This is a genomic window from Nocardia sp. NPDC004068 (assembly GCF_042874315.1).
GTDB lineage: Bacteria > Actinomycetota > Actinomycetes > Mycobacteriales > Mycobacteriaceae > Nocardia.
Genome location: NZ_JBIAMW010000002.1, coordinates 705213 through 727000, shown reverse-complemented (window position 1 = coordinate 727000; position 21788 = coordinate 705213). Strand labels below are relative to the sequence as shown.

Annotated in this window: 19 protein-coding genes; 4 read left to right on the top strand and 15 right to left on the bottom strand. The window is 70.0% G+C overall.

Features of this window, described 5'->3' with window-relative positions; genetic code table 11:
- Positions 1-6 precede the first annotated feature (6 nt).
- The 6 genes from ACFYTQ_RS07370 to ACFYTQ_RS07345 are packed head-to-tail and all read right to left on the bottom strand — an operon-like array spanning position 7 to position 6003.
- The gene (locus tag ACFYTQ_RS07370; protein WP_387357832.1) at positions 7-1341 is read right to left on the bottom strand and encodes a cytochrome P450; all 1335 of its coding nucleotides are present in this window, start codon (positions 1339-1341) and stop codon (positions 7-9) included.
- On the bottom strand, positions 1338-2444 hold the full coding sequence (locus ACFYTQ_RS07365) for a UbiA family prenyltransferase (RefSeq protein ID WP_387357830.1): 1107 nt from the start codon (positions 2442-2444) through the stop codon (positions 1338-1340). The genes ACFYTQ_RS07370 and ACFYTQ_RS07365 overlap by 4 nt, the downstream gene beginning before the upstream one ends.
- Entirely contained in the window at positions 2441-3463 is a 1023-nt protein-coding gene (locus tag ACFYTQ_RS07360) for a pyridoxal phosphate-dependent aminotransferase (RefSeq protein WP_387357828.1), read from the bottom strand. Before ACFYTQ_RS07360 ends, ACFYTQ_RS07365 begins: the two co-directional genes overlap by 4 nt.
- The gene (locus ACFYTQ_RS07355) at positions 3460-3750 is read right to left on the bottom strand and encodes a hypothetical protein (protein ID WP_387357826.1); all 291 of its coding nucleotides are present in this window, start codon (positions 3748-3750) and stop codon (positions 3460-3462) included. Before ACFYTQ_RS07355 ends, ACFYTQ_RS07360 begins: the two co-directional genes overlap by 4 nt.
- A gap of 17 nt (positions 3751-3767) precedes the next feature.
- Positions 3768-4982, bottom strand: a complete 1215-nt coding sequence (locus ACFYTQ_RS07350) for a geranylgeranyl reductase family protein (RefSeq protein ID WP_387357824.1) — start codon at positions 4980-4982, stop codon at positions 3768-3770.
- Positions 4983-4995: 13 nt separating this feature from the next.
- A complete protein-coding gene (locus ACFYTQ_RS07345; protein ID WP_387357822.1) occupies positions 4996-6003 on the bottom strand; it encodes a polyprenyl synthetase family protein in 1008 nt (335 codons plus the stop codon).
- A gap of 152 nt (positions 6004-6155) precedes the next feature.
- On the opposite strand from ACFYTQ_RS07345, the gene ACFYTQ_RS07340 reads away from it, so the two are divergent.
- The gene (locus ACFYTQ_RS07340) at positions 6156-6587 is read left to right on the top strand and encodes an XRE family transcriptional regulator (protein ID WP_387357820.1); all 432 of its coding nucleotides are present in this window, start codon (positions 6156-6158) and stop codon (positions 6585-6587) included.
- On the opposite strand, the gene ACFYTQ_RS07335 is transcribed toward ACFYTQ_RS07340, so the two are convergent.
- Positions 6536-7684: an FAD-dependent monooxygenase gene (locus ACFYTQ_RS07335; protein ID WP_387357818.1), complete on the bottom strand. Its 1149-nt coding sequence runs from the start codon at positions 7682-7684 to the stop codon at positions 6536-6538. The genes ACFYTQ_RS07340 and ACFYTQ_RS07335 overlap by 52 nt on opposite strands.
- A 43-nt stretch (positions 7685-7727) precedes the next feature.
- Between ACFYTQ_RS07335 and ACFYTQ_RS07330 the strand changes: the two genes are divergently transcribed.
- Both ACFYTQ_RS07330 and ACFYTQ_RS07325 read left to right on the top strand, forming a co-directional pair.
- Positions 7728-8417, top strand: coding sequence for an ester cyclase (locus tag ACFYTQ_RS07330; protein WP_387357817.1), 690 nt, complete (start codon positions 7728-7730; stop codon positions 8415-8417).
- A 670-nt stretch (positions 8418-9087) separates the two neighbouring features.
- Positions 9088-9369, top strand: a complete 282-nt coding sequence (locus ACFYTQ_RS07325; RefSeq protein WP_387357815.1) for a hypothetical protein — start codon at positions 9088-9090, stop codon at positions 9367-9369.
- A gap of 420 nt (positions 9370-9789) precedes the next feature.
- Here the strand turns inward: ACFYTQ_RS07325 and ACFYTQ_RS07320 are convergent, their stop codons facing one another.
- Positions 9790-10338: a hypothetical protein gene (locus ACFYTQ_RS07320; RefSeq protein WP_387357813.1), complete on the bottom strand. Its 549-nt coding sequence runs from the start codon at positions 10336-10338 to the stop codon at positions 9790-9792.
- Positions 10339-10486: 148 nt separating this feature from the next.
- Here ACFYTQ_RS07320 and ACFYTQ_RS07315 point away from each other — a divergent pair, with 148 nt between their 5' ends.
- Positions 10487-14815, top strand: coding sequence for a TIR domain-containing protein (locus ACFYTQ_RS07315; protein WP_387357811.1), 4329 nt, complete (start codon positions 10487-10489; stop codon positions 14813-14815).
- A 90-nt stretch (positions 14816-14905) separates the two neighbouring features.
- Here the strand turns inward: ACFYTQ_RS07315 and ACFYTQ_RS07310 are convergent, their stop codons facing one another.
- From ACFYTQ_RS07310 to ACFYTQ_RS07280, 7 genes are read right to left on the bottom strand one after another with little or no spacing between them, the layout of a single operon-like run.
- Positions 14906-15610 carry a histidine phosphatase family protein gene (locus ACFYTQ_RS07310; RefSeq protein WP_387357809.1) on the bottom strand — a complete coding sequence of 235 codons (705 nt, stop codon included), beginning with the start codon at positions 15608-15610 and terminating at the stop codon, positions 14906-14908.
- On the bottom strand, positions 15607-16728 hold the full coding sequence (locus ACFYTQ_RS07305; RefSeq protein ID WP_387357807.1) for a glycosyltransferase family 4 protein: 1122 nt from the start codon (positions 16726-16728) through the stop codon (positions 15607-15609). The genes ACFYTQ_RS07310 and ACFYTQ_RS07305 overlap by 4 nt, the downstream gene beginning before the upstream one ends.
- A 2-nt stretch (positions 16729-16730) precedes the next feature.
- Positions 16731-17855: a glycosyltransferase family 4 protein gene (locus ACFYTQ_RS07300; RefSeq protein WP_387357805.1), complete on the bottom strand. Its 1125-nt coding sequence runs from the start codon at positions 17853-17855 to the stop codon at positions 16731-16733.
- Complete coding sequence (locus ACFYTQ_RS07295) at positions 17855-18676, bottom strand: phosphotransferase (RefSeq protein ID WP_387357803.1); 822 nt, start codon at positions 18674-18676, stop codon at positions 17855-17857. The genes ACFYTQ_RS07300 and ACFYTQ_RS07295 overlap by 1 nt, the downstream gene beginning before the upstream one ends.
- A gap of 31 nt (positions 18677-18707) precedes the next feature.
- The gene (locus ACFYTQ_RS07290) at positions 18708-19643 is read right to left on the bottom strand and encodes a glycosyltransferase family 2 protein (protein WP_387357801.1); all 936 of its coding nucleotides are present in this window, start codon (positions 19641-19643) and stop codon (positions 18708-18710) included.
- Entirely contained in the window at positions 19640-20596 is a 957-nt protein-coding gene (locus ACFYTQ_RS07285; RefSeq protein ID WP_387357799.1) for a hypothetical protein, read from the bottom strand. The genes ACFYTQ_RS07290 and ACFYTQ_RS07285 overlap by 4 nt, the downstream gene beginning before the upstream one ends.
- A gap of 53 nt (positions 20597-20649) precedes the next feature.
- The gene (locus ACFYTQ_RS07280) at positions 20650-21678 is read right to left on the bottom strand and encodes an NAD-dependent epimerase/dehydratase family protein (RefSeq protein ID WP_387357797.1); all 1029 of its coding nucleotides are present in this window, start codon (positions 21676-21678) and stop codon (positions 20650-20652) included.
- Positions 21679-21788 lie beyond the last annotated feature (110 nt).

The window sequence follows — 21788 nt, the reverse complement described above, 5'->3', positions numbered from 1 at the left end:
CCCTCCTCATCGGTCACCGAGCCGCACCGGCAGCCCGCCCGCCAGCAGCGGCGCGAGCCCCGGTCGCTCGACCATCGTCCAGTCCGGCGGCAGCGCCGGACGGTACCGGCGCAGAATCGCCGCGAGCACGAAAGGCACCAGCCCGTAGGCCAATTGGGCGGCCAGGCAGCGATGCGGCCCGGTCCCGAACGGCAGATACACCGGTCCCGCCCGCCGCTCCCGGGGCGCGGTGTCGAGGAACCGCTCGGGCGCGAACCGATCCGGCTCCGGCCACCAGCGCGGATCGCGGTGGATCACCGCCAGCGGGAACACCAGCGGCACCCCCGACGGGATCCGGTAGCCGCGCGCGGTCGAGGGCCTCGCCGCGATCCGCAGCAGCGGCGCCGACCCCTGCAACCGCAGCGCCTCCTCAAAACAGGCTCGCGCCCAGCGCAAGTCGCGCACGGCCTCGATGCCCGCCCCCGGCGGGAGCGTCGCGCATTCCGCGCGGAGCCGTGCGGTCGCCGCCGGATCGGCGAGCACCCGCGCGAAGGTGTGGGTGACGGCCGAGGTCATCGCCTCGTAGGACGCCGACAGCAACAGCACCAGCTCATTGGTGACCCCGAGATCGTCGGCGGGCGACCCGGTGCGCGCGTGCAGCTCCAGCATCGCCGCGAGCAGATCGTCGTACGGTTGCGCGCTCGCCCGGCGCCCCCGCACCCGCGCCGCCACGGTCCGGTAGAGGCGCACGACCGCGTGCGGCGGCATCCGGTCCGGGCCGCGCACCAGGTTCGGCGGCCCGCCCGTGAGTCGGATGAACCCGAAAACCGCTGTCGCCAAACGCAATCCCTGATCCACGACGCGCACCTGCGCGGCGGGCAGGGGCTCGGTGAACAGCGCCGCCAGCAGACCCGCCAGCACCAGCCGCGACACCACTCGTTGCAGATCGACGACGTCTGCGGCCCGGGCGGCGGCGATCTCGTCGTCCACGCGGCCCTCGATGGTGTCGGCGGCCCGGCCGAACGCCCCCGCCAGCGAGGCCCCCGCGAACATCGACGCCATGGCGCTGCGCTTGGCGCGGAACCGCTCCCCCTCCTGAAACGCGACCCCGCCCACCAGGTTCCGCAGCGGCAGGCGATAGCCGAGCTTCTGGAAACCACCGGAGGTGTCGTTGAGATAGCGGGCCGCGTCCTCGGGATGCCCGATCAGCACGGCGTCGCGCACCGGCAGCCGCACCCGGCACACATCGCCGTGTTCGCGCAGCGCCTCCCGCACGAACGCCCCGCGATCGCGGGTGTACGGGATCAGCGAGCCGAGCAGCGGCCGCCCCGGCGGACCCGGCAGATGATCGAGCCCGCTCATGCGGCCGCGTCCCGCTCGGTGCGGCTGTCCAGGCGCAGCAGATCCGCGACCACGATCAACACCGCCCCCACCGCCACCACCGCGATATTCGCGGGGGCGGGATCGATGAGCAGGACGAGGGAGGCGAGGAAGCCGGTGGACACCAGCATGTCGGTGCGCAGCACCGCGTTACCCGCGCTCATGGTGTCCGCGCGGATCAGCCGCACCCCCTGCCACGCGATCACCGGCAACCACAGCAGGGCGAACAGCACCCGAATCGGGAACGCGCCCACCGCGATCGGCACCGCGACCCCCGCGTACACCACCAGCGTCACCACCGCCGCAGTGCGCGCCGCCCGCGCCCGCGACGCCGACACCGTCGCCGAGGTGGACAGCCGCACGGCCGCGTCGCCCGCGAAATCGGGCACGTTCTTCACCAGCCCCTTGGCGCAGAACCACACCAGCAGATACAGCCCCGCCACCAGCAGCCGCCAATCCTTTAGGCGCGCAAGCGCGTCCGGCGCGAGCGCCACGATACTGACGAACGGATAGGCGACGACCGTGGCGAACAACAGAATCCCCAGCACCGGCCGTTCCTTGAGCCGCAGCGGCCGCAGCGAGTACTGATGCGCGCCCACCAACGCCAGCACGACCGCGCCGAGGAACAGCGGCGTGGAGAACGCCGCCGCCAGCAGCGTGAGCGCGCACAGCGCGACGGTGTCGCGCAGCAGCCGCGCCCGCCCGTAGCCGATCAGCCGGAACACCCGCATCGGCAGATTCGCGCTGTCCTCACCGATATCGGAGTAGATGTTGAACAGGTTCGCGATCATCCCGATCGCGAAGAACGCCACCGACCCGAGCGCGGTCCGCCAATCCTGGTGTATCCCGGCGAATTCCAGGCCCAGCTGGAACGCGAGGATCATCGGCACACAGGTGCGCGGCCGGGCGAAGGCCACGAACACCCGGACCCGATCGGCCACCGGCAGTTCCGGATCGCCGTCCCCGGACCGCCGCGCCAGCCAGATCCGCTCGGTCGGCGTCAGCGCCAGGAAGTCGGCGAAGGACATGTGCCGCGGATGCCGCTGGAAATCGGTGAAGGCACGCGCCGAGGTCGCCATGGTCATCGGCCCCGCCGCGCGAACCGATCGAGCACCTCGGCGACCACCGCCACCGACGCCGCGGTGGTCGCGGTGATCCGCACCCCGATGCCCGGATAGTCGCACACCGCGACACCGTTCGCGGCGAACGCGGCGGTCAAGGCCACGCTGTCCGGGGTGGGCAGCCAGACGAAATTGCCGTACGGGTCGGGCGCGGCGAAACCGGCCGCGCGCGCCGCCGCGACCAGCTCGGTGCGCACCGCCCGCACCCGAGCCACCCGTTCCGCAAGCTCGTCCGGATACCCCAGCGACGCGACGGCCGCGACCGACCCGAGCGTGCCGACGTCGTAGGCGACGAGGGTCGCGCGCAGCCGCCGCATGAGCCGGGGATGCCCCACCCCGTAGCCGACGCGCAGCGCGGCCAGCCCGTGCGCCTTCGAGAACGACCGCGTCACAACGAGATTCGGGTGCGCGGCCACCAGCGCCAGGATGTCGGCGCGCTCGTAGTCCTGATCGAAGTCCAGATACGCCTCGTCCAGCACCACCAGCACCGCGGCGGGCACCTGTTCCAGGAACGCGGCCAGCACGTCGGCGCGGACCGCCTCCCCGCTCGGATTGTGCGGGGAGGTCACGATGACGGCGACCGTGTCGGCGTCGATCGCCGCGCCCATCGCCGCCAGTGGCTGCCAGGCCCCCGGCCGTCCCGGCACGGGCCGCGGTCTCGCGCCCGCCGCCCGCACCAACGCGTCGTATCCGGTGAAACTCGGCGTCGCGAACACCACGTCCGCGCCGGGCCACGACACCAGCCGCAGCGCGGTCGTCAGCGCCCCGGAACTGCCGTGCCCGGCGAAGACCTCGGTCTCGGCGACCCCGAGGTGATCGGCGACGGCCGCGCACAGCTCGCGGGCGAGGGGCTCCGGATAGCGGGCGAGCCGGTCCAGTTCGGCCCGCACCGCCGCCCGCACTCCGGGTGGCACGCCGTGCGGAATCTCGTTGCGCGCCAGATCGAATGCCACGTCCGCGCGGGTGGCCGGGGGCGCGCTCACGCCGCCTCCTCCGGTTCGCCCGTCGCCGACCGCACCCCGCGCAGCAGCGCCACCGCCTCCCCCAGCAACGCGGTCAGCTCGGCCAGCCGCTCGTCCACCGCGGCGAGCACGACCTCGGAGCGGGCCATCGTGGCCGCGGCCCCGGCCACCGTCTCCCCGACCACGTCGAGGGCGGATTCGGTGCGCGCGAAGGTGTCCTCCACCCGGCGCAGCACCGATTCCGCGTCGACCAGCGTCCGCTCCGCGCGCGCCAGCGTCTCCAGCGGGTTCTTCGACAGCAGTCCCATGTCCGGTCCCTTCCGGTTCAGCCCGCGACGCGTTGCGCCGCATCGGTTTCCGGCGCCGCGTCGGAGGACTCGGTCGCGTAGCCCGCGACCGCCGACGGCCCGTACAGCCCGCCGAGCGCCAGCCGCCGCACCCAGGAGTGGTCGAACATGCCGAAGGCCAGGCCGACCATGAACGGGTTGCCGCCGATCCGATAGGCCAGGCGGGTCGCGGCGTACTGCGTCCCGTACCGGCGGCGCAGCAGCCGTTGATAGTTCGAGAAGTCGTGCGGCCCTTTGCCGTCCAGCGCGCACAGCGCGGCCTCCATCCCCGTCTCGAGGGCCTTGGAGATGCCGCCGCCGCTGGACGGTTTGATCGCGCCCATCGCGTCCCCGGCCAGCAGCAGACCCGGCCGCCACGGCGGCCACTGGGTGAAGCCCATCGGCAACCGCCACGCCTGCACGCCCCGGGACCTGCGCAGCTCGCCCAGATCCGGCAACTTCCATTCCGCCGGAAGGGATTTCGCGAAGTCGTCGAGGATCGTGACCAGATTCCCGTCCCGCCACCCCCGGAAGGTGGTCAGATACCCCACCCCGACATTGATGCGCCCGTCGCCCAGCGGGAACACCCACCCGTAGCCGGGAATCGGACGGCCGTTGGGGCGCAACGGCATATGCACCTCGAAACACGGATCGTCCGGCCGCAGCGACGGCATCTCCGCCCGCGCCGCCACCGCCGTGGTGCCGGTGATGCGGGTGCGCAGGCCGAGCCGCTTCTTGATCGGCGAATACGCCCCGTCGGCGGCGATCACGACATCGGCGCGGATCGCCCCGCCACGCGTCTCGACGCCGGTCACCAGGTCCCCCACCAGGATCGGGCCGAGCGCCTCACAGCCCGCGCGCACCTCCGCGCCCGCCGCCGCGGCGTGCGCGAGCAACAGGGCGTCCAGCTCGAGTCGCCGCGCGGTGCGCGCGAGGCTGGGCAGGCCGGGCCGATCCGGCCACCGCACCCGCCACTCGCTGTGCCCGCGGATTCGGACGGAGTCGATGGCGGGGAAGCGTTCCATGGCCGCGCTCAACCCCATTCGGTCGAGCATGCTCAGCCCGCGCGGGGTCAGCCCGTCGCCGCACGGCTTGTCGCGCGGGAACTCGGCCTTGTCCACGCAGACCACCGACGCCCCCGCGGTCGCCGCCTGCCACGCGGCCGCCGCGCCCGCCGGTCCCCCGCCGATCACGGCGATGTCGTATTTCCTCATGGCTCGGGTCCTCTCAGTGCGTCCGCGCGGCGGCGAAGTCGATCAGCCGTCCCCAGGCGGCGCGCGCCGGGGAGGCGGGCAGCCCGTCGAGCAGCCGATGCGCCTGCTCGACGTACTGCGCCATGGTCGCCGCGGCCCGGGGCAGGCCGTCGGTGCGCCGGATCGAATCCAGCGCGCGAGCAAGGGTTTCCGCGTCCTCGACGGGTTCGGCCAGCAGGGCCGCGAGTTCCCGTGCGGCGGCGGTGTTCTCGTCGAGCGCGTAGATCACCGGCAGCGTGGCCACGCCCTCGCACAGATCCAGGCCCTGTGTCTTGCCGAGCCGGTCGGTCGGCACGGTGAGATCGAGGATGTCGTCGGCGATCTGGAAGACCATGCCGAGCCGGTCGCCCGCCTCCTCGAGCACCGCGGCGATCTCCGGCGGCGTCCGCGCCAGCGTCGCGCCCGCCCAGGCGGCGAGACTGATCAGCGCGGCCGTCTTCTCCCGGATGGTGCGCAGGTAGATCTGCGCGTCGTAGCAGCTGTCGGCGCGGGTGGCCTCGCGCATCTGCCCGGTCACCAGGGCGGTGACGGTCTCGTGCATCTTCGCCAGCACGGTCCGTTCCTCGGCGTGGTCGAGCAGCAGATGCCCGGCGCGGGCGAGCAGGTAGTCCCCGGACAGGATCGCGATCGTATTCGACCAGCGGGCGTTGACCGTCGGCACGCCGCGGCGCACCGCGCTCTCGTCCATGACATCGTCGTGATGCAGGGTCGCCAGGTGGATCATCTCCACCGCGGCGGCCGCGGCGAGCACGGCCGGTCCGTCCGGGTCCGCGCCGAACCGCGCGCCCAGCACCGTCACCAGCGGACGGAACCGCTTGCCGCCCGAATTCAGCAGGTGCAGAGCAGGTTCGGCGATGAACGCCTCCCCCGCCGACAGCGATTCCAGCAGCAGGCTCTCGACCCGGGCCATGGTTTCGGTGACGGGTTCGAACACCGACCCCTCGACACCGGCGCCCGTCTCGTCCCGTACCTGAACACTCATGCTCCCCACCCTCCGGCGTGATCGTATGCCACAGCATAGCAATAGTGCTGTGGCATACGGCACGCTTTCGGCGGCGCTGTGACTCGGGTCACACGACCGCTATGCTGTAGCATGAACCTTCGGTCCGGCCTCGAATCAGCAGGGAGTGTGGAATGGCGGAGGGCGCCTTTTCCGATCGGCTCGAATACCTGTTCCGGACGATGCCGAACGACGAGGGACGCCGTTTCACCGCCGACGAGATCGCCCGCCGCGCAACCGATCTCGGCTATCCCATCTCGGCCGTGTATGTGTCGCAACTGCGTTCGGGGCTGAAGCAGAACCCCTCCCTCAAGCACGCGACGGGGTTGGCCGCCGCGTTCGGCGTCGACATCCGGTTCTTCATCGACGACGAGGCGTGGCAGCGCGGCCGCCAGGAGATCGAGTATCTGCGCCTGAGCACCGCCCCTGGGCCGCGCGCGGTCGCTTTCCGTGCCATGGATCTGTCGCAGCAGTCGTTGGCCTCCTTGATCGACTACCTCAAATTCCTGCGCGTTCAGGAGGGGTTGCCCGCCGATCCCCCGGACCTGCCGGAGGAGACCGCGTAGCCCGCGGGCGCGGGCGGCGGACTCCACCGCCCGATCGCGCGGCGGCTCACCGCGCGCAGCGCGCCCAGCACCACGGGATCGGGGGTCGCCGCGAGCATCGCGTCGCGCATCGCGGCCGTCGCCGCCGAACCGGGTCCGGTCAGCCGCATCCCTTGGCGCGCGGCGAAACTCAGGGCCGCGACGCGACGCCTGCGCAGCGCCGAGTACCGGGCCGGATCGGGCAGGCACGCGGCCAGCGTCACGGCGTCCTCGAGCGCCTGGCACGCGCCCTGCCCCAGCGTGGGCAGCATGGCGTGGCCCGCGTCGCCGAGCAGGACCACGCGACCGCGCCACAATCGGCGCGGCACCGCGATCTCGAGCAGTTCGGTTCGGACCGCCCGATCCGGACCCGCCCCGGCGATCAGCTCCGGTACCGGTGCGGGCCAGGTACGGAAATGGTCCGGCTCGAGGATCGGCGACCGGGCCGCGGCGTAGACGACGGTTCGATCTCCGACCATGGGCACCACCCCGCACTCCGCGTCGTGGCCCCAGAAGAATCCGGCGTCCGCCGGGGCCGGGGTGTCGAGAACCCAACGCCAGGAGAGGATTCCGGTGCGGCGCACCGGCGTGCCCGGCCACAGGGATTGCCGGAGGCGGCTGTGCACTCCGTCGGCGGCGACCACGAAGTCGTATGTGGTTGTGCCGGAATCGGTCTCGATTCGGCCCGTCTCGTCCGCGCCGAGTACCCGGGTGCCCAGGCGCACACAGTCGTCGGGGACCGCGGCCGCCAGGAGGGCGATCAGGTCGGCCCGGTGGATGGCCACCAGCCCGCCCACGAAGTCGTCGAGGTGCGCGCCGAACAGCAGCCGTCCGCGCGAATTGCGCACCGCGCACGGCCGATTCGCGACAGCGTGCGCGCGCACCGCGTCCCCGAGGCCGAGCGCGTCGAGCGCGCGCACCGCGTTCCCCGACAGGAAGACCGCGGCCCCGACCTCGGTGAACCGCTGCGCACGTTCGTAGACGGTGACGTCCCAGCCGCTCGCGCGCAGGGCGATCGCCGCGCCCAGCCCGGCGATGCCGCCGCCGACGATGCCGACCCTGCCGCGCTCGTTCGCCACCGGACCTCCTCCGCGCGGTTGATTTTGCCAGAGCATACATTCTATGCTTTGGCATGTCATACGGATTGGGGAACGCGGCATGAGCATCGACACCGCGGCGCTGCCACCGACTCTCGTCGGCGGCGCCGACTCACGGGGACTCGCGGGATCCCTTCCGGCACAGGCCGAATCGTTCGCCGGGCACGCCGTCGAGCACGCCCGCGTGTGGAGCGAGTGGCTCACCCGCTGGCTCGACGCCTGGGACCGCTACGACCCCGAGGCAGTGCTCGCACTCATGACCGAGGACGTGATCCTCATCGACCCCGGCCTGTGCGGCGAGCCCGCCGTCGGCACCCCCGGCCTGCGCGCGGCGGTGGCCACCCTGCTCCGCGCATTCCCCGACGTCCGCTGGGAACTCGCCGGCCCCCCGCACCTCACCCTCGACGGCACCAGCCTCGCGGTCCCCTGGCGAATGCGCGGCACCTTCACCGGCGATATGAGCGGCGGCTGTTCGCCCCTCGGAATGGCCCCCACCGGAAGGCGTTTCGACAATCGCGGCGTCGACATCTACGAGTTGCGCGACGGCCTGCTGTCCCGCTGGACCAGCACCTTCGACCTCATCGAACTGGGCAGGCAGTTCGGCATGCTGCCCGACCCGCGGGGGCGGCTGTTCCAGCTCGGTATCCGAGTACAACGACTCGGCGCGCCCGCGCTGCGCACCTACTTCCGGTTCCGCGACCGAGGTCGGCGGTGAGGACAGGGGCGAAACGCATTGGGCCGCACGGATTTCGGATTCCGGGAGCGTCGGTGAGGTCCGGGCCGGAAAGTGTTGGGACGCGGCTGGTTCGCGCTCGGTGACCACAGGCGGCGACGGGACCCCGTCCGAAACACTCTGGGGCGCAGCACGTTCGTCTTCCGCGACCGGAGGCTGCTGTGAGGACCTGTGCGAAACACCCTGAGCCGCGGCCCGCACGCATTCCGCGACCTTGGGCGGCGGTGAGGCAATGGCCGCATCACCTTGGGGCGCGGCGCGTTCGTATTTTGCGTCCGCAGGCGGCGATGAGGGCGTGGCAGGAACACTCTGGGGCGCGGCGCGTTCGTATTCCGCGATCGCGGGCGGCGGTGAGGGCAGGGACGAGAAGTGTTGCGCGGCGGCGAGTTCGTAGGCGATGTGGTGGGGGCCGCCTGCGGCGGTGGTGCGTACGGACTCGTGGTCGAGGCGCATGGCCGCGGCCAGGGCGGGCGCGTCGCGTTGCAGTAGGCGTAGGCCGTCGCTGACCTCGATGAGCATATCGGTGACCCGGCTCTCGGCCCGTCTGCTCGCGGGGGCGTCGAAGCGCACCTGCGGATAGCGGGTGGTGAGCCAATCGTGTAGGGGCGCAAGTCGTTCCAGGTAGGAGCGGGCCAGGCGGGTGCCGCGCAGGGTGCCCAGGGCGACGGGTCCGGTCACCCCGGCCACCAGCAGTGCGCTCACCACCAGTTGCAGCGCGGCGGTGAGCAACTGCGCCCATGACGGCGGCATGGCGGGCCACACCACGACGATGACCAGCGCCCACACCTCGTACACGGTGAGCAGCAGGGCCGCGCCGAGCAGCAGTCCGAGCAGCCCGCGCCGCCACGCCCGTTCGCGGGTGCGGGCGCGGGCCGCCACCCCGGCCAGTGCGAGCAGCGTCGGAATCAGCACCGACGCTTGCAGAATCCAGTAGAGCTGCATGCGCGGATTGCCCGCGAACTCGCGGGCGAAGCCCGCGCCGTGCGGTCGCTGCGGTGAGGTGGCGAACAGATAGGTCAGCACGACCGCGACCGCGGCGTACAGCGCGGCGACCAGCAGCACCCGGGACCGGCGCGGCGGCGCGGCGACCACCTGCACCCGCCAGAACATCATGGTCACCACGATCGCGCTCATCGCGCACAGATTGCTGAGCAGATACGCGGTGTTGTCGCGGATCGGCGCGAACACCGCCTCCACGGCCGGGGTGAGCAGCAGATAACTCAGCGCGATCAGCACCAGGATCAGCACCGGCGTCCGCCGCGCCCGCGCCCCCTGCGGCCGCAGCTGCCGGATCAGCCCGACCGCGCCCACCAGCACGAACAGCGCCACCGCCGCGTCGAAAACCGCCATGCGTCTAGCCGATTCGCGTGCGCGGGAACCCGAGCCCCGCCCGCAGCCCGGCGGACTCGTCGGTGTCGACATCGCTCCACAGGATGCTGCGCAGCGTCTGCCGGGCGAACGCCTCGGCCTCGCGCTCGGAGTCGGAGTCGTACACCGACCGATACCGCACTCGCGCGAACCGCTCGATCGCCTCCGGCCCCACCACCGTGCAGAACGCCTGCCCCGCGTCGAGCCGATCCGCGACGCCGCCATGGCCGTAGAGGATGTGCCCCGCCTCGTGCAACACGGTGTTGATGCGGGCGATCTCGGGCAGATCGGCGTCGTACTCGATCCGGTCCCCGGCCGCGGTGCGCACCCAGCGCCCGGCCACCGCCACCGGCAACTCCCGGCTGGCCGCGATCCGGAGCGGAATCCCGCTGACGCCGAACACGATTCGCCCGAACTCCGCCATGGTGAACGGCTGCAACCGCGCCGCCCGCTGCTGCACCTCCAACAACGTCCGGCGCGTCACCCGCGCCGCCCCGCCCTCGAATCTTCCACCGATCCCACGAATGGCTGCCACCTCCTGATTCTTTCGTGAAACGTTGTGTACACCAAGCCCTTTCCGCACCCGCGGACGGGTCCTCGACGGCCCCGGCTTTTGGGGGCTTGCGGTGACACGGCCGCACGCGGGGCGATACGATGATGCGCCAGCAGTCGTGAGGGGGGCGATGACGCGGATCTTCCTCAGTCACTCCAGCCGGGACAACGCGGCCGCGCTGGCGTTGCGGCAGTGGCTGGTCGAGCAGGATCACGAGCTGGCGGAGGAGATCTTCCTCGATATCCATCCCGTCCACGGCATCCGGGCCGGGGCCGACTGGCAGGCCGCCCTCAACGCCGAGGCCGCGCGCTGTGAGGCCATGGTGTGCCTGGTCTCGCGGAACTGGACGGCCTCGCGCGAATGCGCCGTGGAGTTCCGCAACGCGCAGAACCTCGGGAAGGACATCTTCCTGCCCCGGCTCGAACCCGTCGACGACGACCTCGGCCGCCGCTATCAACGCAGCGACCTGCACGGACCGGGACCGGTCACCACGATCCGCCTCGAGGGCACGGACGACGTGGTCACCTTCCGCACCGCCGGTCTGCACCATCTGCGAAACGGGTTGCGCGAGGCGGGAATCACCGCGGAACGATTCCCGTGGCCGCCGGAGCACGATCACGAGCGCGCGCCCTACCGGGGCTGGGAACCGTTCGAGGCCGTCGACGCCGCGGTGTACTTCGGCCGAGATCACCAGATTCTGCGCGGGCTGGACCGGTTGCGGGACAGTCGGCGAGCGGGCCGCGGCCTGTTCGTCGTTCTCGGCCCCTCCGGCTCGGGCAAGTCGTCGTTCCTGCGCGCCGGACTGCTGCCCCGGATCGCGCGCGACCACAGGACCTTCGTACCGCTCGGGCTGGTGCGACCGGAACGCCGGGCGATCTCGGGCGAGCACGGTCTCGCCGCGGCCGTGCACACCGCGCGGCGGCGGGCGGGACTCGCCGCGCCGCCGCTCGGCCGCGTCAAAACCACGCTCGCGCAGGGTGATTCGACGGCACTGCGGTCTTGGCTGACCGAGCTCCACGCCGCCGCCGTGACCCGGCTGCCCGCCGGAGCGGATCCGACCCTCGTGCTTCCCATCGATCAGGCCGAGGAGTTGTTCGCCGCCGACGCGGGCCCCGAGGGCCCCGCGGTGCTGGAACTGCTGGGCCCGATCCTGGCCGAGCGGGCGGTGCCGCTGGTGGTGGCGGCGGCCATCCGCACCGACCGGTACGAGCGGATGCAGTCCGCCCCGCCGCTGGCCGAGGTCGCCAGCGACCTGTTCGACGAGCTGAAACCGTTGGGGCGCGAGCGCTTTCGGGAGATCATCACCGAACCGGCACGCCGGGCGCGGGCCACCGAGCGGCCGTTCGAGATCGAGCCCGAGGTGGTCGAACTGCTGCTCGCCGACTGCCGGGGCGGGGCCGACACCCTGCCGCTGCTCGCCCTGACGTTGTCGCGCCTGTATCGCGACTACGGGAGCGGTACGGGCCGGATCACCGCCGGGGACTACCGCGAGATCGGCGGGATCGAACGGGTGGTGGCCGCCGAGATCGACGACATCCTGTCCCGGCAACCGGACCGGCGCGCGGCCGAATTGACGCTGCTGCGTTCGGCGTTCGTTCCATGGCTGGCCACCTTCCCCGCCGACGCCACCGAGCCGGTGCGGCGGATCGCGCGCTACGCGGATCTGCCGAACGACGCCCGGCCGCTGATCGATCGGTTCGTCGAGCGCCGGTTGCTGGTCAAGGATCGGCGCGGGAGCGACACCACCGTCGAGGTGGCATTGGAAAGCCTGTTGCGGCAGTGGGAGGATCTCGCGGGCTGGTTGCGCGAGCAGGCCGACACCTTGCGCGCGGCGGACGCGCTGGAACGGGACGCGGCCGACTGGCGGCGGCACGGGCGGGGTACGGAATGGCTACTGACCGGCTCCCGGCTGACCGACGCCGAGGAACTCGCCGCGCTGCCCGGCTACCGGGACCGGTTGCGGCCGGTGGCCGATCTGCTCGAGGCGTCCCGGGACCACGAAACTCGCCGTGCCGCAACCGAACTCGAGGAGGCCCGACGGCAGGCCGAGGTGGCGCGGCGGCACGCCGAGGCCATGCGGCGGCGCGCGCGGGCGCTGGGCGCGGCGGCGGCCGTGGTCGTCGTCGCCCTGGTCCTGGCGATCACGGCATTCGCCCTTCGATCGCGGGAGAGCGACCGCGCCGATGCCCGCGCCCGCGAGGCCATCGCCGCCCGCCTCGTCGATCAGGCGTGGCAGATGCGATCGGGGGCGCGGACCGAGGGCGATCTCCGTGCGCTGCACCAGATTCTGGCCGCCCACGCCCTGGCCCCGGACGCCACCGAGCGGGACGTCCTCAACGCCCGGTACGAGCTTCGGCACCTGGACAAGGTCCGGCGGTTGCCGTTCCCGCCGAAGGCGCTGGATGTCAGCGCCGACGGGTCGACAGTCGCCGCGGCGAACGACACGCGGGTGCTCGTCCTCCGCCGTGGCGCGCCGGAGGAGTACCTCGACCTCCAGGACCGGCCGACCCATGTCGCGGTCAGCGCCGACGGCTCGACCGTCGTGGCCGCCGACGCCATGGGCACCCTCTACATCGCGCGCGCCGGGCGGCCCGTGCGGAGCCGGGAGGACACCCCGGAGATCTGGGATCTGCGGGTCAGCGCCGACGGATCCACGATCGCCGTGGTACACAACGGAACACTGTCGATCGCCCGCGACGGCGCGCCCGCCCGCACGTCCTCGATCATCGGCAACTTCCTCGACGTCGAGCTGAGCGCGAACGGTTCGACCGTGGTGGCGCGCGACGACGACGCGAACCTGTACGTGTTCCGGGACGGGGCGGACGAGCGATTCGTTCCGGGCGGCGGTGGCACCGCGCTGGCGGTGAGCGCCGATGGATCCACCCTCGCCGTCGGCGGGGTCGACGGCGAGGTCGTCGTCACGCGCGACGGCGAACCGGAGCGGCGCTTCCGATCCGCGAAGGCGGTTCATCATCTCGCCATCGACGCGGACGGCGGCGCGGTCGCCGCGGCGGACGACAGCGGGCATGTGGTCATCTCCCGCCCCGGCGAGGCCGATCGAACCCGCGATCTCTCGGATTCCGTTGAGCGACTGGGGATCAGCGCGGACGGCGGCGTGGTCGCGGCCGGGGACGGGCGGGGGATGCTGATGGTCGTGCGCGCCGGGACCCCGGACGAGGTGCTGCATCTTCCGGGCCGGATCGGCGCGGTGCGGGTCGCCGCCGACGGGTCCACGGTCACGGCGGCGGCGAGCGATGTGCTGTTCGATGTCCGCCCGGCCGTGCCGCGCCGGACGTTGCTGGCCACGTCGTCGCTGACGGATCCGGGGGTCAGCGCGGATGGTTCGACCCTCGTGCGCGTCGGGCCGCCGGGGTCGCTGCTGATCACGCGGAAGGATGCGCCGGAACGCAGGTTCGATGTAAGTGGTTGGGCCGGAGCCGGTTTCGCTCTCAGCGCGGACGGCGGCACGATCGTCATCGGCGACGGCGCGGGAAAATTGCACATTCTGCGCGCCGACACCCCGGACTTCGTGCTGGTGCCGCCCGGTCCGGTCATCCGAACGTACTGGCGGATCACCGCCGTCGCCGTCAGCGCGGACGGCTCGACGATCGCCGCCGCGGCGGAGTACCCGCCCACCCTGTTCGTCTACCGGACCGGATCGCCCTCGCGCAGTTTCCCGCTCCCGAACCAGGTCGATGTGCTGGCCCTCAGCTCGGACGGCTCCACCGTCGCCGCGGGCGACGACCACGGTCGATTGCACCTCGTCCGCGACGGCGCGATCGAGCAGCCCGTATCGGTGCGATCGAAAATCGAAAAGATGACCGTGAGCGACGACGGCACCACCGTCGTGGCCGCCGACCGCTACACCGTGGCCGTCGTCCGGCGCGGCGCCCCCAGCCGGACACTCCCGATGAACGACGGCGTCTCGACCCTCACAGTGAGCGCCGACGGCTCGACAGCGGTCGCCACCGGCGCCGACATCACCATCATCGCCGCGAACACCACCGATCCCCCTCGCACCCTCCCCATGCCCGAATACAAACCGAATGTCGCTGTCAGCGCGAACGGTTCGACGATCGCGGTCGCCGACAACACCGGCAACCTTCTCATCGCCCGGCACGGAACGGTCGACCGAACCATCCGCCTCCCCCAACCGGTCGACAGCCTGACCATGTCTCCAGACGGCTCAGCCCTCGCCATCGGCGGCCTCGAGGGCACGGTGTGGTACTGGCGTCGCGCCGACTCCGCGCCGGTGATCATCGCCCACGAGGACAGCGGCGTCCGCCACATCGCCACGGACGACCACGACCTGGTCCTCGTAACTCTCAGCACCGTCGACCGCGTACCCCTCCTGTCCCCCGATCCACGCGCCTTGTGCGCCAAACTTCCCGCGCCGATCACGGAAACCGAATGGCGAGAATGGATCTCACGCGACTACCCGCGCCGGACGGAATGTTGACCGTCTGCTCGACTCGTCGATGTGACTCCCTCGCGCACCGGCGTTTGCACCCGCGACGGTCTCCATCTCGCCGCCCCCGGGTGAAGGCTGTCATCTCGCCCACCCGGTCCTGCTGTGATGTGACATAGGGAAATGGTCAAGGTGCCGTGTGTCGTTGCAGGTCGTCAATACCCAGCGAAGGCCGACCTGGGGCCGCGTCCAAGAGATCGGTTGCTGCTGCCAGGTAGTAATGCTGGCATTCGAGGCAGTGACGGCCACTACTGCTTTGCTCATGCGGTGTAGACCGAAGAAGTAGTGGAAAGCCGAGTCGATCGTCTCGCCATGGCCGACGATCAAGATTCGTTCACCGCGGTGCTCGGCGAGGAGTTGCTCGAGCACGCTCCCTGATCGGTCGAGGTACTGGAGCCAACTCTCGCCGTTGGGCACCAGGGGGCGGTCGGGATGCCGGGCCGGGATGTCACCGAATTCAGCAACGACGTCAACCCATGGACGCCCGTCACCGCTGCCGTGGTCCTGCTCCGCCAGGTCCTCGACAACGATGGCAGGGATGCCGAGAAATCCGCTGATGCTCACCGCGCTCTCCCGCGCCCGGCGAAGCGGCGACGTAAACAGGGTCCGGATCGGGTGCTCATCCTGGCGCTGCGCCAGCCGTCGCGCGAGCGCTTTGATCTGATGACGACCGCAGTCGGTGAGCCCGCGGCACCCAAGACGCCCGCCGATGATGCCCTCGCGGTTGCAGTGAGCTTCCCCATGCCGAACGATGAACAGCTCACTCGGTGGCGTGGTGTTCCTCACGATGTGCCCCTCGATTCGATCACTCCGGCGTAGAACCGAAGGCATTCCGCGGCGTGGTGGTTTGCAGTGAACTGATGCGCGCGACGAGCCGCATTGGTAGCCAACGCTTTTCGATACGTCCCGTCGTCCACGATTCGGTCGATCGCCGCTGCGAACGCCGTGGGATCATCAGGCGTGGTAACGATGCCTGCGTCGCCGATCAGTTCTGCCATGTTCGCGACATCTGTGGCCACAACAGGAATCCCGTGGACCAGGTAGTCGGCAATGGCACCGCTTCCCTGGAACGCCGGGTGGTGCCGGTACGGGAAGACGGCAAAATCGGACCGCCGGATCAGCAGCGCCCGATCGGCCGGGCCGAGGTAGGTGGGCACGACGATTACCTCCGCTCTCACCTTTTCGATCGAGCCGCGCCGGGCAAGGTCGATACCCGTCTGTGCCGCGTCGTCCCAGAACGGCCCCGCCACAAGCGTTTTGCACCTGTCTGTCACTCGTCGGCAGGCCGCCAGGAGAACGCCGAGGTCTTTCCACGGCGCCGCGAATCCGTAGAGACTGCCGGTGACGCTGCCGCCGCACTGTGCAAGTGCCTGGTGCAGCGGGCCGTCGCTGGTGGGTCGGCAACCGGGCGGAATGGTGGTCGGCAACCAGCTGACGATCGACGGCGCGGAGCTCCGATGGTGCCGATCCCACTGTCCGCGCCCGTATTCACCGAAGAAGACGAACCCGTCCATCATGTCGGCGGCCCGGTCGACTGCGGCGGCGAGTGGTGGCTCGGGAACGTGTGTGGTGAACAGCGTAGGTGTCAGGCTGTGGACGTGGAGTACCGCGGGCGGTCTGCGTGCGGGCCAGAGCGTCGGTAGCAGTTGTTCGATTTCGAGGTTTCCGTAGTGGACGCTCAACAGGTCGTAGTCGTCGAAGTGGATGCGGGCGAGCAGTTGCTCGGTGGCGGCCAGGATCCGCTCGGCCGACCAGAACGCGGATCTCCCTGTGTCGTATGGCGGTCCGCTCGTGCCGAGCCGATCGATGTGTGCGCCGCGGCCCCGGAGCGCTGTCGTGAGGATGTCGAGGTACGGGGGCAGGCTACCGCCGTTGCCGGTGGGTCCGATAAGCAAGATACGCATGGCTACACCCGAATGAGCTGTTGGTAGTGACCGAGGGTGGATGCCGCGTTGCGGTCCCAGTCGAATTGCGCCGCAGGCACTGCGGGCGGCAGGGTGCGGGTAGCAAGCAACTCGGCCAAGTGATCGGCATCCGTGTAGGTGTATCCGGCGCCCGTGGTGAGCAGTTCCGGCGCGACGGCCAGCTGCTCGGGCAGGAGCACCGGTGTGCCGCAGGCAATCGCCTCGGTGATGGCCAGGCCGAAGCCTTCCCAACGGGAGGTGGATAGAAACCAGTCGGCGCAGCGGTAGAGCCGCGGCATGTCGGTGTCGTCGAGGTCGTGTAGGAGGGTTAGGCCGTTCGCCCGCTTCGTAATCGGGCTGAACGCGGTGGAGTGGCCGAGTACAGCCGTGATGGTGGCGAGATGCTGGAGCCGGGCAGCCAGCTGTTCGAGGACGTCCCACCCCTTCATCGGCGTGAGTTTGCCGACCCAGACCAGCCGCACCCGGCCGAACGGGTCGGCGGTGAACGGCGGGACATGCTCGTCGGCCGCGAGGAGCGCCGGAATCGGATGGGCGTCGACCAGCTGCCCGTCCCCCGTCACACGAACGCGCACACCACTTTCCGGCGGGGTCGGTCGGCCTGGATGAAACCGGTAGTGGTCGATGCCGTTGTAGACGACCTCCAGCGGTTCAACGCCGTATGCCTCGGCGAGATCGCGGGCGGCGTAGTGGCTGACGGCTATCACACGTTCGGCGCACTGCACCAACTGCTGTTCTGCTGCCGCCAGTTCCGGTGCTCCGAGGGTAGCGGCGGAGAACTCGCCACGAACCAGCACCGGTGCCCGATCTCCGCGCGGGATGTTCAGATAGGCCAGGGTTTCCGCTTCCCACGTCGAGCAGTCGACAACGTCCGGTCTCAGCTGCTGGAGTGCTGCGGCGACAGCTGCTCGGTGGGCGCTCGGATCGTCGGTGCGCCGCAAGCTGATGACCCGCGCGCCGTCGACTACGACCGGGTGCGGCGTGGCCTGCGTGATCAATGTGAGGCGGTGACCGTGCGCGGCCAGGCGCGTGGCCAGCGCACGGTACAGCGTGCAGATCCCGCCGCGTGTGCGTTGATGAAGATCCCGATGAACCAGGGCGATATGCATCATCGGCTCCGGCGCGCATGGCGATGAATCCGTTCGCGGGCCCACGCCCAGGCCGCTTCGATCGTATGCAGTCGCCCCGCCCGCAGCGGCCCCTCCGGTAGTTCGCGGTGGATCCGCAGTTCTCGGGTCAGGACGGCCGCTAGATTGACCAGAAACGGGAGCTCGATGCCAGCCGCCGTGACGGTTTCGTCAATACGCCGTCGCATCTCGGGCGTCGCGGCACCGAACAGCGCGTGGCTCGAGGCCAGATCGAACCCAGGCAGGAACAGGCCGGTAAATTCCCAATCCAGCAACGCGATCTCGCCCTGCTCGTCCACGAGGATGTTGCTGGCAAGCAGATCGCCATGGTTTGGTTCGGCCGCAGCGACGATGGTGTTGAGCAGCTGATCGAGCGCTGTCGCGTCGGCGTCGCTCAGGTATCCGGCCGCGTGGTAGCGACGGAACCGGTCGGGATAGTCGAAAATGACGTCGAGCGCGCCCGCAGGTGGGCGCCAATGGTTGAACGCAGCGATCGCCGCCAGTATCGCGTCGATCTCAGTGCTGGAAAGCGTCCGCGTGGGATAGCGCTCACTGTCGAGCGGCGCGCCGTCGAGCCGGCTCAGCACCACCAGCCGCTGGTGGTCGGTATAGAGCAACTCGGGTGTGCGCACTGGCGGTGGAGTGTGGCGGAACAGCTGATAGACGCGCAGTTCGTGCTGCCATTTGGCGGTCCAGAACGGCTCCGGGTCGAGCAGCAGCTTGATCACGACGCGCCGACCGTCGCGGCTGCCGACGGCGCACAGCGTCTTGTCGGTCCTGTGCAAGGTTCCGGTGATCTCCACGCCCGCTGCGCGGGCTGCTACCGCGGCGGGCTCAGGCAACGTGAACACGGCGCTCCTGGAGGGCCTCGATGATCCGTTGGGGCAGTTGGTATTCGGAGCCGCCACCGTGCCAGACGCCGGCGATCTCCTCGATGCAACGTTGGAAGTAGTCGTCGGCCAGTCGGCTGCCCTCGGCGATCTGGGCGAGGGCGTTCCAGTAGAGGACGGCGATGTACAGGCGGAAGCGGTGGGTGCGCTCGGTGGGTGCGGGCCAGCGGGCCCACAGTTGCTGGACGAGTCGACCGAACCGTGCCAGCGCAGCTGATTCGGTGACCGTGCCGCCGCACAGGCTGTCGTCAGTGGGGATGCGGTGGTAGACGACTGTAATTTCCCCGACCGCGTGAAACCGGTAGCCGTGTTCCCGAGTCAGCCGCAGCCACATGTCCCAGTCCTCCAAGGCGGGCAAGGCGGGGTCGTAGCGTGCGCCGGGCGGCGGCATACGCAGGACCGCGGTGTGCACGGAAATGTAGTTCGCCACTGCTAACAGGTCAGCGTCGAACGCGAACGGCGGCATCGACGGAAACACCGGTGCGGCAAGCGGATCCACCCGCGTGCTGCTGACGAAGCAGCGACCGTAGGCGGCGTCGACGCCCTCGTGCTCAATGGCGCTGAGCATCGTGGCCAGGTGATCCGGCAAGAACACATCGTCGTCGTCGAGCAGCGCCAGGAATTTGCCACGGGCCGCGTCGATGCCGGTATTACGCGCGGTCGGCAGGCCGCAGTTCCCCGGCAGGTCGATCAGGCGCACATCCAAACCGCTGCGGCGGGCGGCCTCGACTGGCGCGACGACATCGGTGCCGCCGTCATTGACGACGATCACCTCGACGGGGCCGGGAGGATTCCGTTGGGCAGCAACGCTGTTGAGTGCCAGAGCCAGCAGTCGAGGCCGTTGGTAGGTCGGGATGACCACGCTCACAAGGGGGGTCATGACATGTTCCATTCCAGGTTGGTGCCATGTAGCAGCGGTGTCGGGTCACCGCCATGAGCGAAGGCGACAACGGTAGCTCGATCGGCCAGCGCCGCTACCAACTGCCGTGCATCCGTGAGGTAATCGGCCTGTCCGCGTTCGGTCCGCGGCAGATAGCGCTGGTTCAGCTCGGCATCGAACATCCAATCGGTGCGCACGTGCGGGAGCAACGCCTCGACCGCGCCTTCGACCGGCACTATTTCCGTTCGGCCGTGCGTGTAGCGGGCCAGCGCCACGATGACGTCGGGCCCGGTACCCGCGTCACGTAGAGGCGTAGCGAGCGGATTTGATTGTTCCAGAGAGGAATACGTGTAGAGCACCCGTCGATCGAGTCGATAGACCTGGTGCCGGGCCATCGTGCGGTAGATGTCGAGATCCAAACCCTCGGCACTCCATGGCAAAGGCAACTCGTCCTCCAGATCGAGGTAGGTGCCGATCTTCAGCGGAATCACGGTGGGCAGGGACGTCAGCACGAGTCCCGTCGATGGCTGATCGGCGGGTTCGGCATACACGATCAGGTGGTCGTTGGACAGCAAGCGCATGCCGCGCCCGAGCATCGCCTTCAGCGCCAGCGTCGTCTTGCCGCTACCTTTGACCCCCACGATCATGATCACCCGCTCGTGATCGCCGACCGCCGAGGCGTGCAGCATGACGTAGCGCCGCTGTTCGCAGTAGTCGACCAACACCTCGCGCAGCGTCTTGCGAGTGGTGATGGCCAGGCAGCGCGCGTCAGGCGCCTGCAACTCCACCCGCTTCGCGATCGCGTCGATCGCGTGGCCGACGCCCCACCGGTTGACCGCCATTGCCGTGTCGGGTCGGGCCACCCGCGCCTCGATCGTCCAATCACATTGCCGCACAGGCGATTCGATGATTGCGTAGAACTCTCGTAAGTACTCCAGCACGGTGGCGTCCATGGTTATCAGTCCAACCGTCACCGGCCCGAGGCGACAGACATAAGCTCGTGGCGTCATACCGCCACGCCCTGCTGCGGCGCTTGCAGGTCCCGAACGACTGCCGTAATCCCGGATGGCACATCGACTTTGGGACACCAGCCCAGCACCTCACGGGCCCGGCGGATATCCATCACCATGCGCCGGGCCACTCCCGGCACCGCGGGCGTGAATATCGGTGCGATGTCCGCGCCCGCGACTCGACCGACCGCTTCGGCAATCTCCAGTACGCTGGTTTCCTCCCCCGACCCGATATTGATCAGGCCGGATGCTGAACCGGTACAGGCGAGCACCACTGCCTCGGCGGCATCGGTGATGTAGACGAAGTCGCGCGTCTGCTGCCCATCGCCGGTGATCCGCGGTCGCCGGGCATGAACGACGTCCGCGGCGAACTGCGGGATGACCCCGCCGCCCGAACCGGACCGTCGCGGGCCGTAGACGTTCGCCAGCGCCAGCGCCACGTGGGCGAAGCCATGGTGCTGGAACAGTTCCAGGTAATGAAGCACCGTCGCCTTGCTGAGCCCATATGGCGACGACGGTGTGAGTGGCTGGGCTTCGGTGACTGGGAGCTGTTCTGGGGGCACCTGACCGTACATCGCGGCACTGGCGGCGAACACCACCAGTCCGACCTCGGCCTGCGCACACGCCTGGAACACGTTGAGACTGCCCCGGATGTTGATGTCGGCGTCTACCAACGGCGCGCGAAGTGCTGCGGGCAAACTCGCCTGAGCTGCCAGATGCACGACCACATCGGGCCGCCAGCGAACGATCAGATCCGCGCATTCGCTGCTGCGCACATCGACGACACAGACCTCCCGATCGGTTAGTCCCAAGCGAAACGCACTGCTGAGTAACGACATTCGCCCTGTCGACAGATCATCGACCACCTTGACGTCGGCTCCGGCCCGGAACAGGCTCGCTGTGACCTCACTACCGATGAAGCCCGCCCCGCCGGTGACGACGATCCGGGTGCCGCTCAGGCGGTTCCTGGCCTCATCGGCGTCGTCCGTGTCCAGGCAGCCGGGCGAGCGATCTTGATTGTCCACCATCCCCTCCTTCGTCTAGGTGGTGCAGCGCTGCTGCTCAGGCCCACTCCTCTAGACAAGTAGAAAACTGATGGTAGCCGACTCCTCTAGACAAGTACAGGGACTCGCTG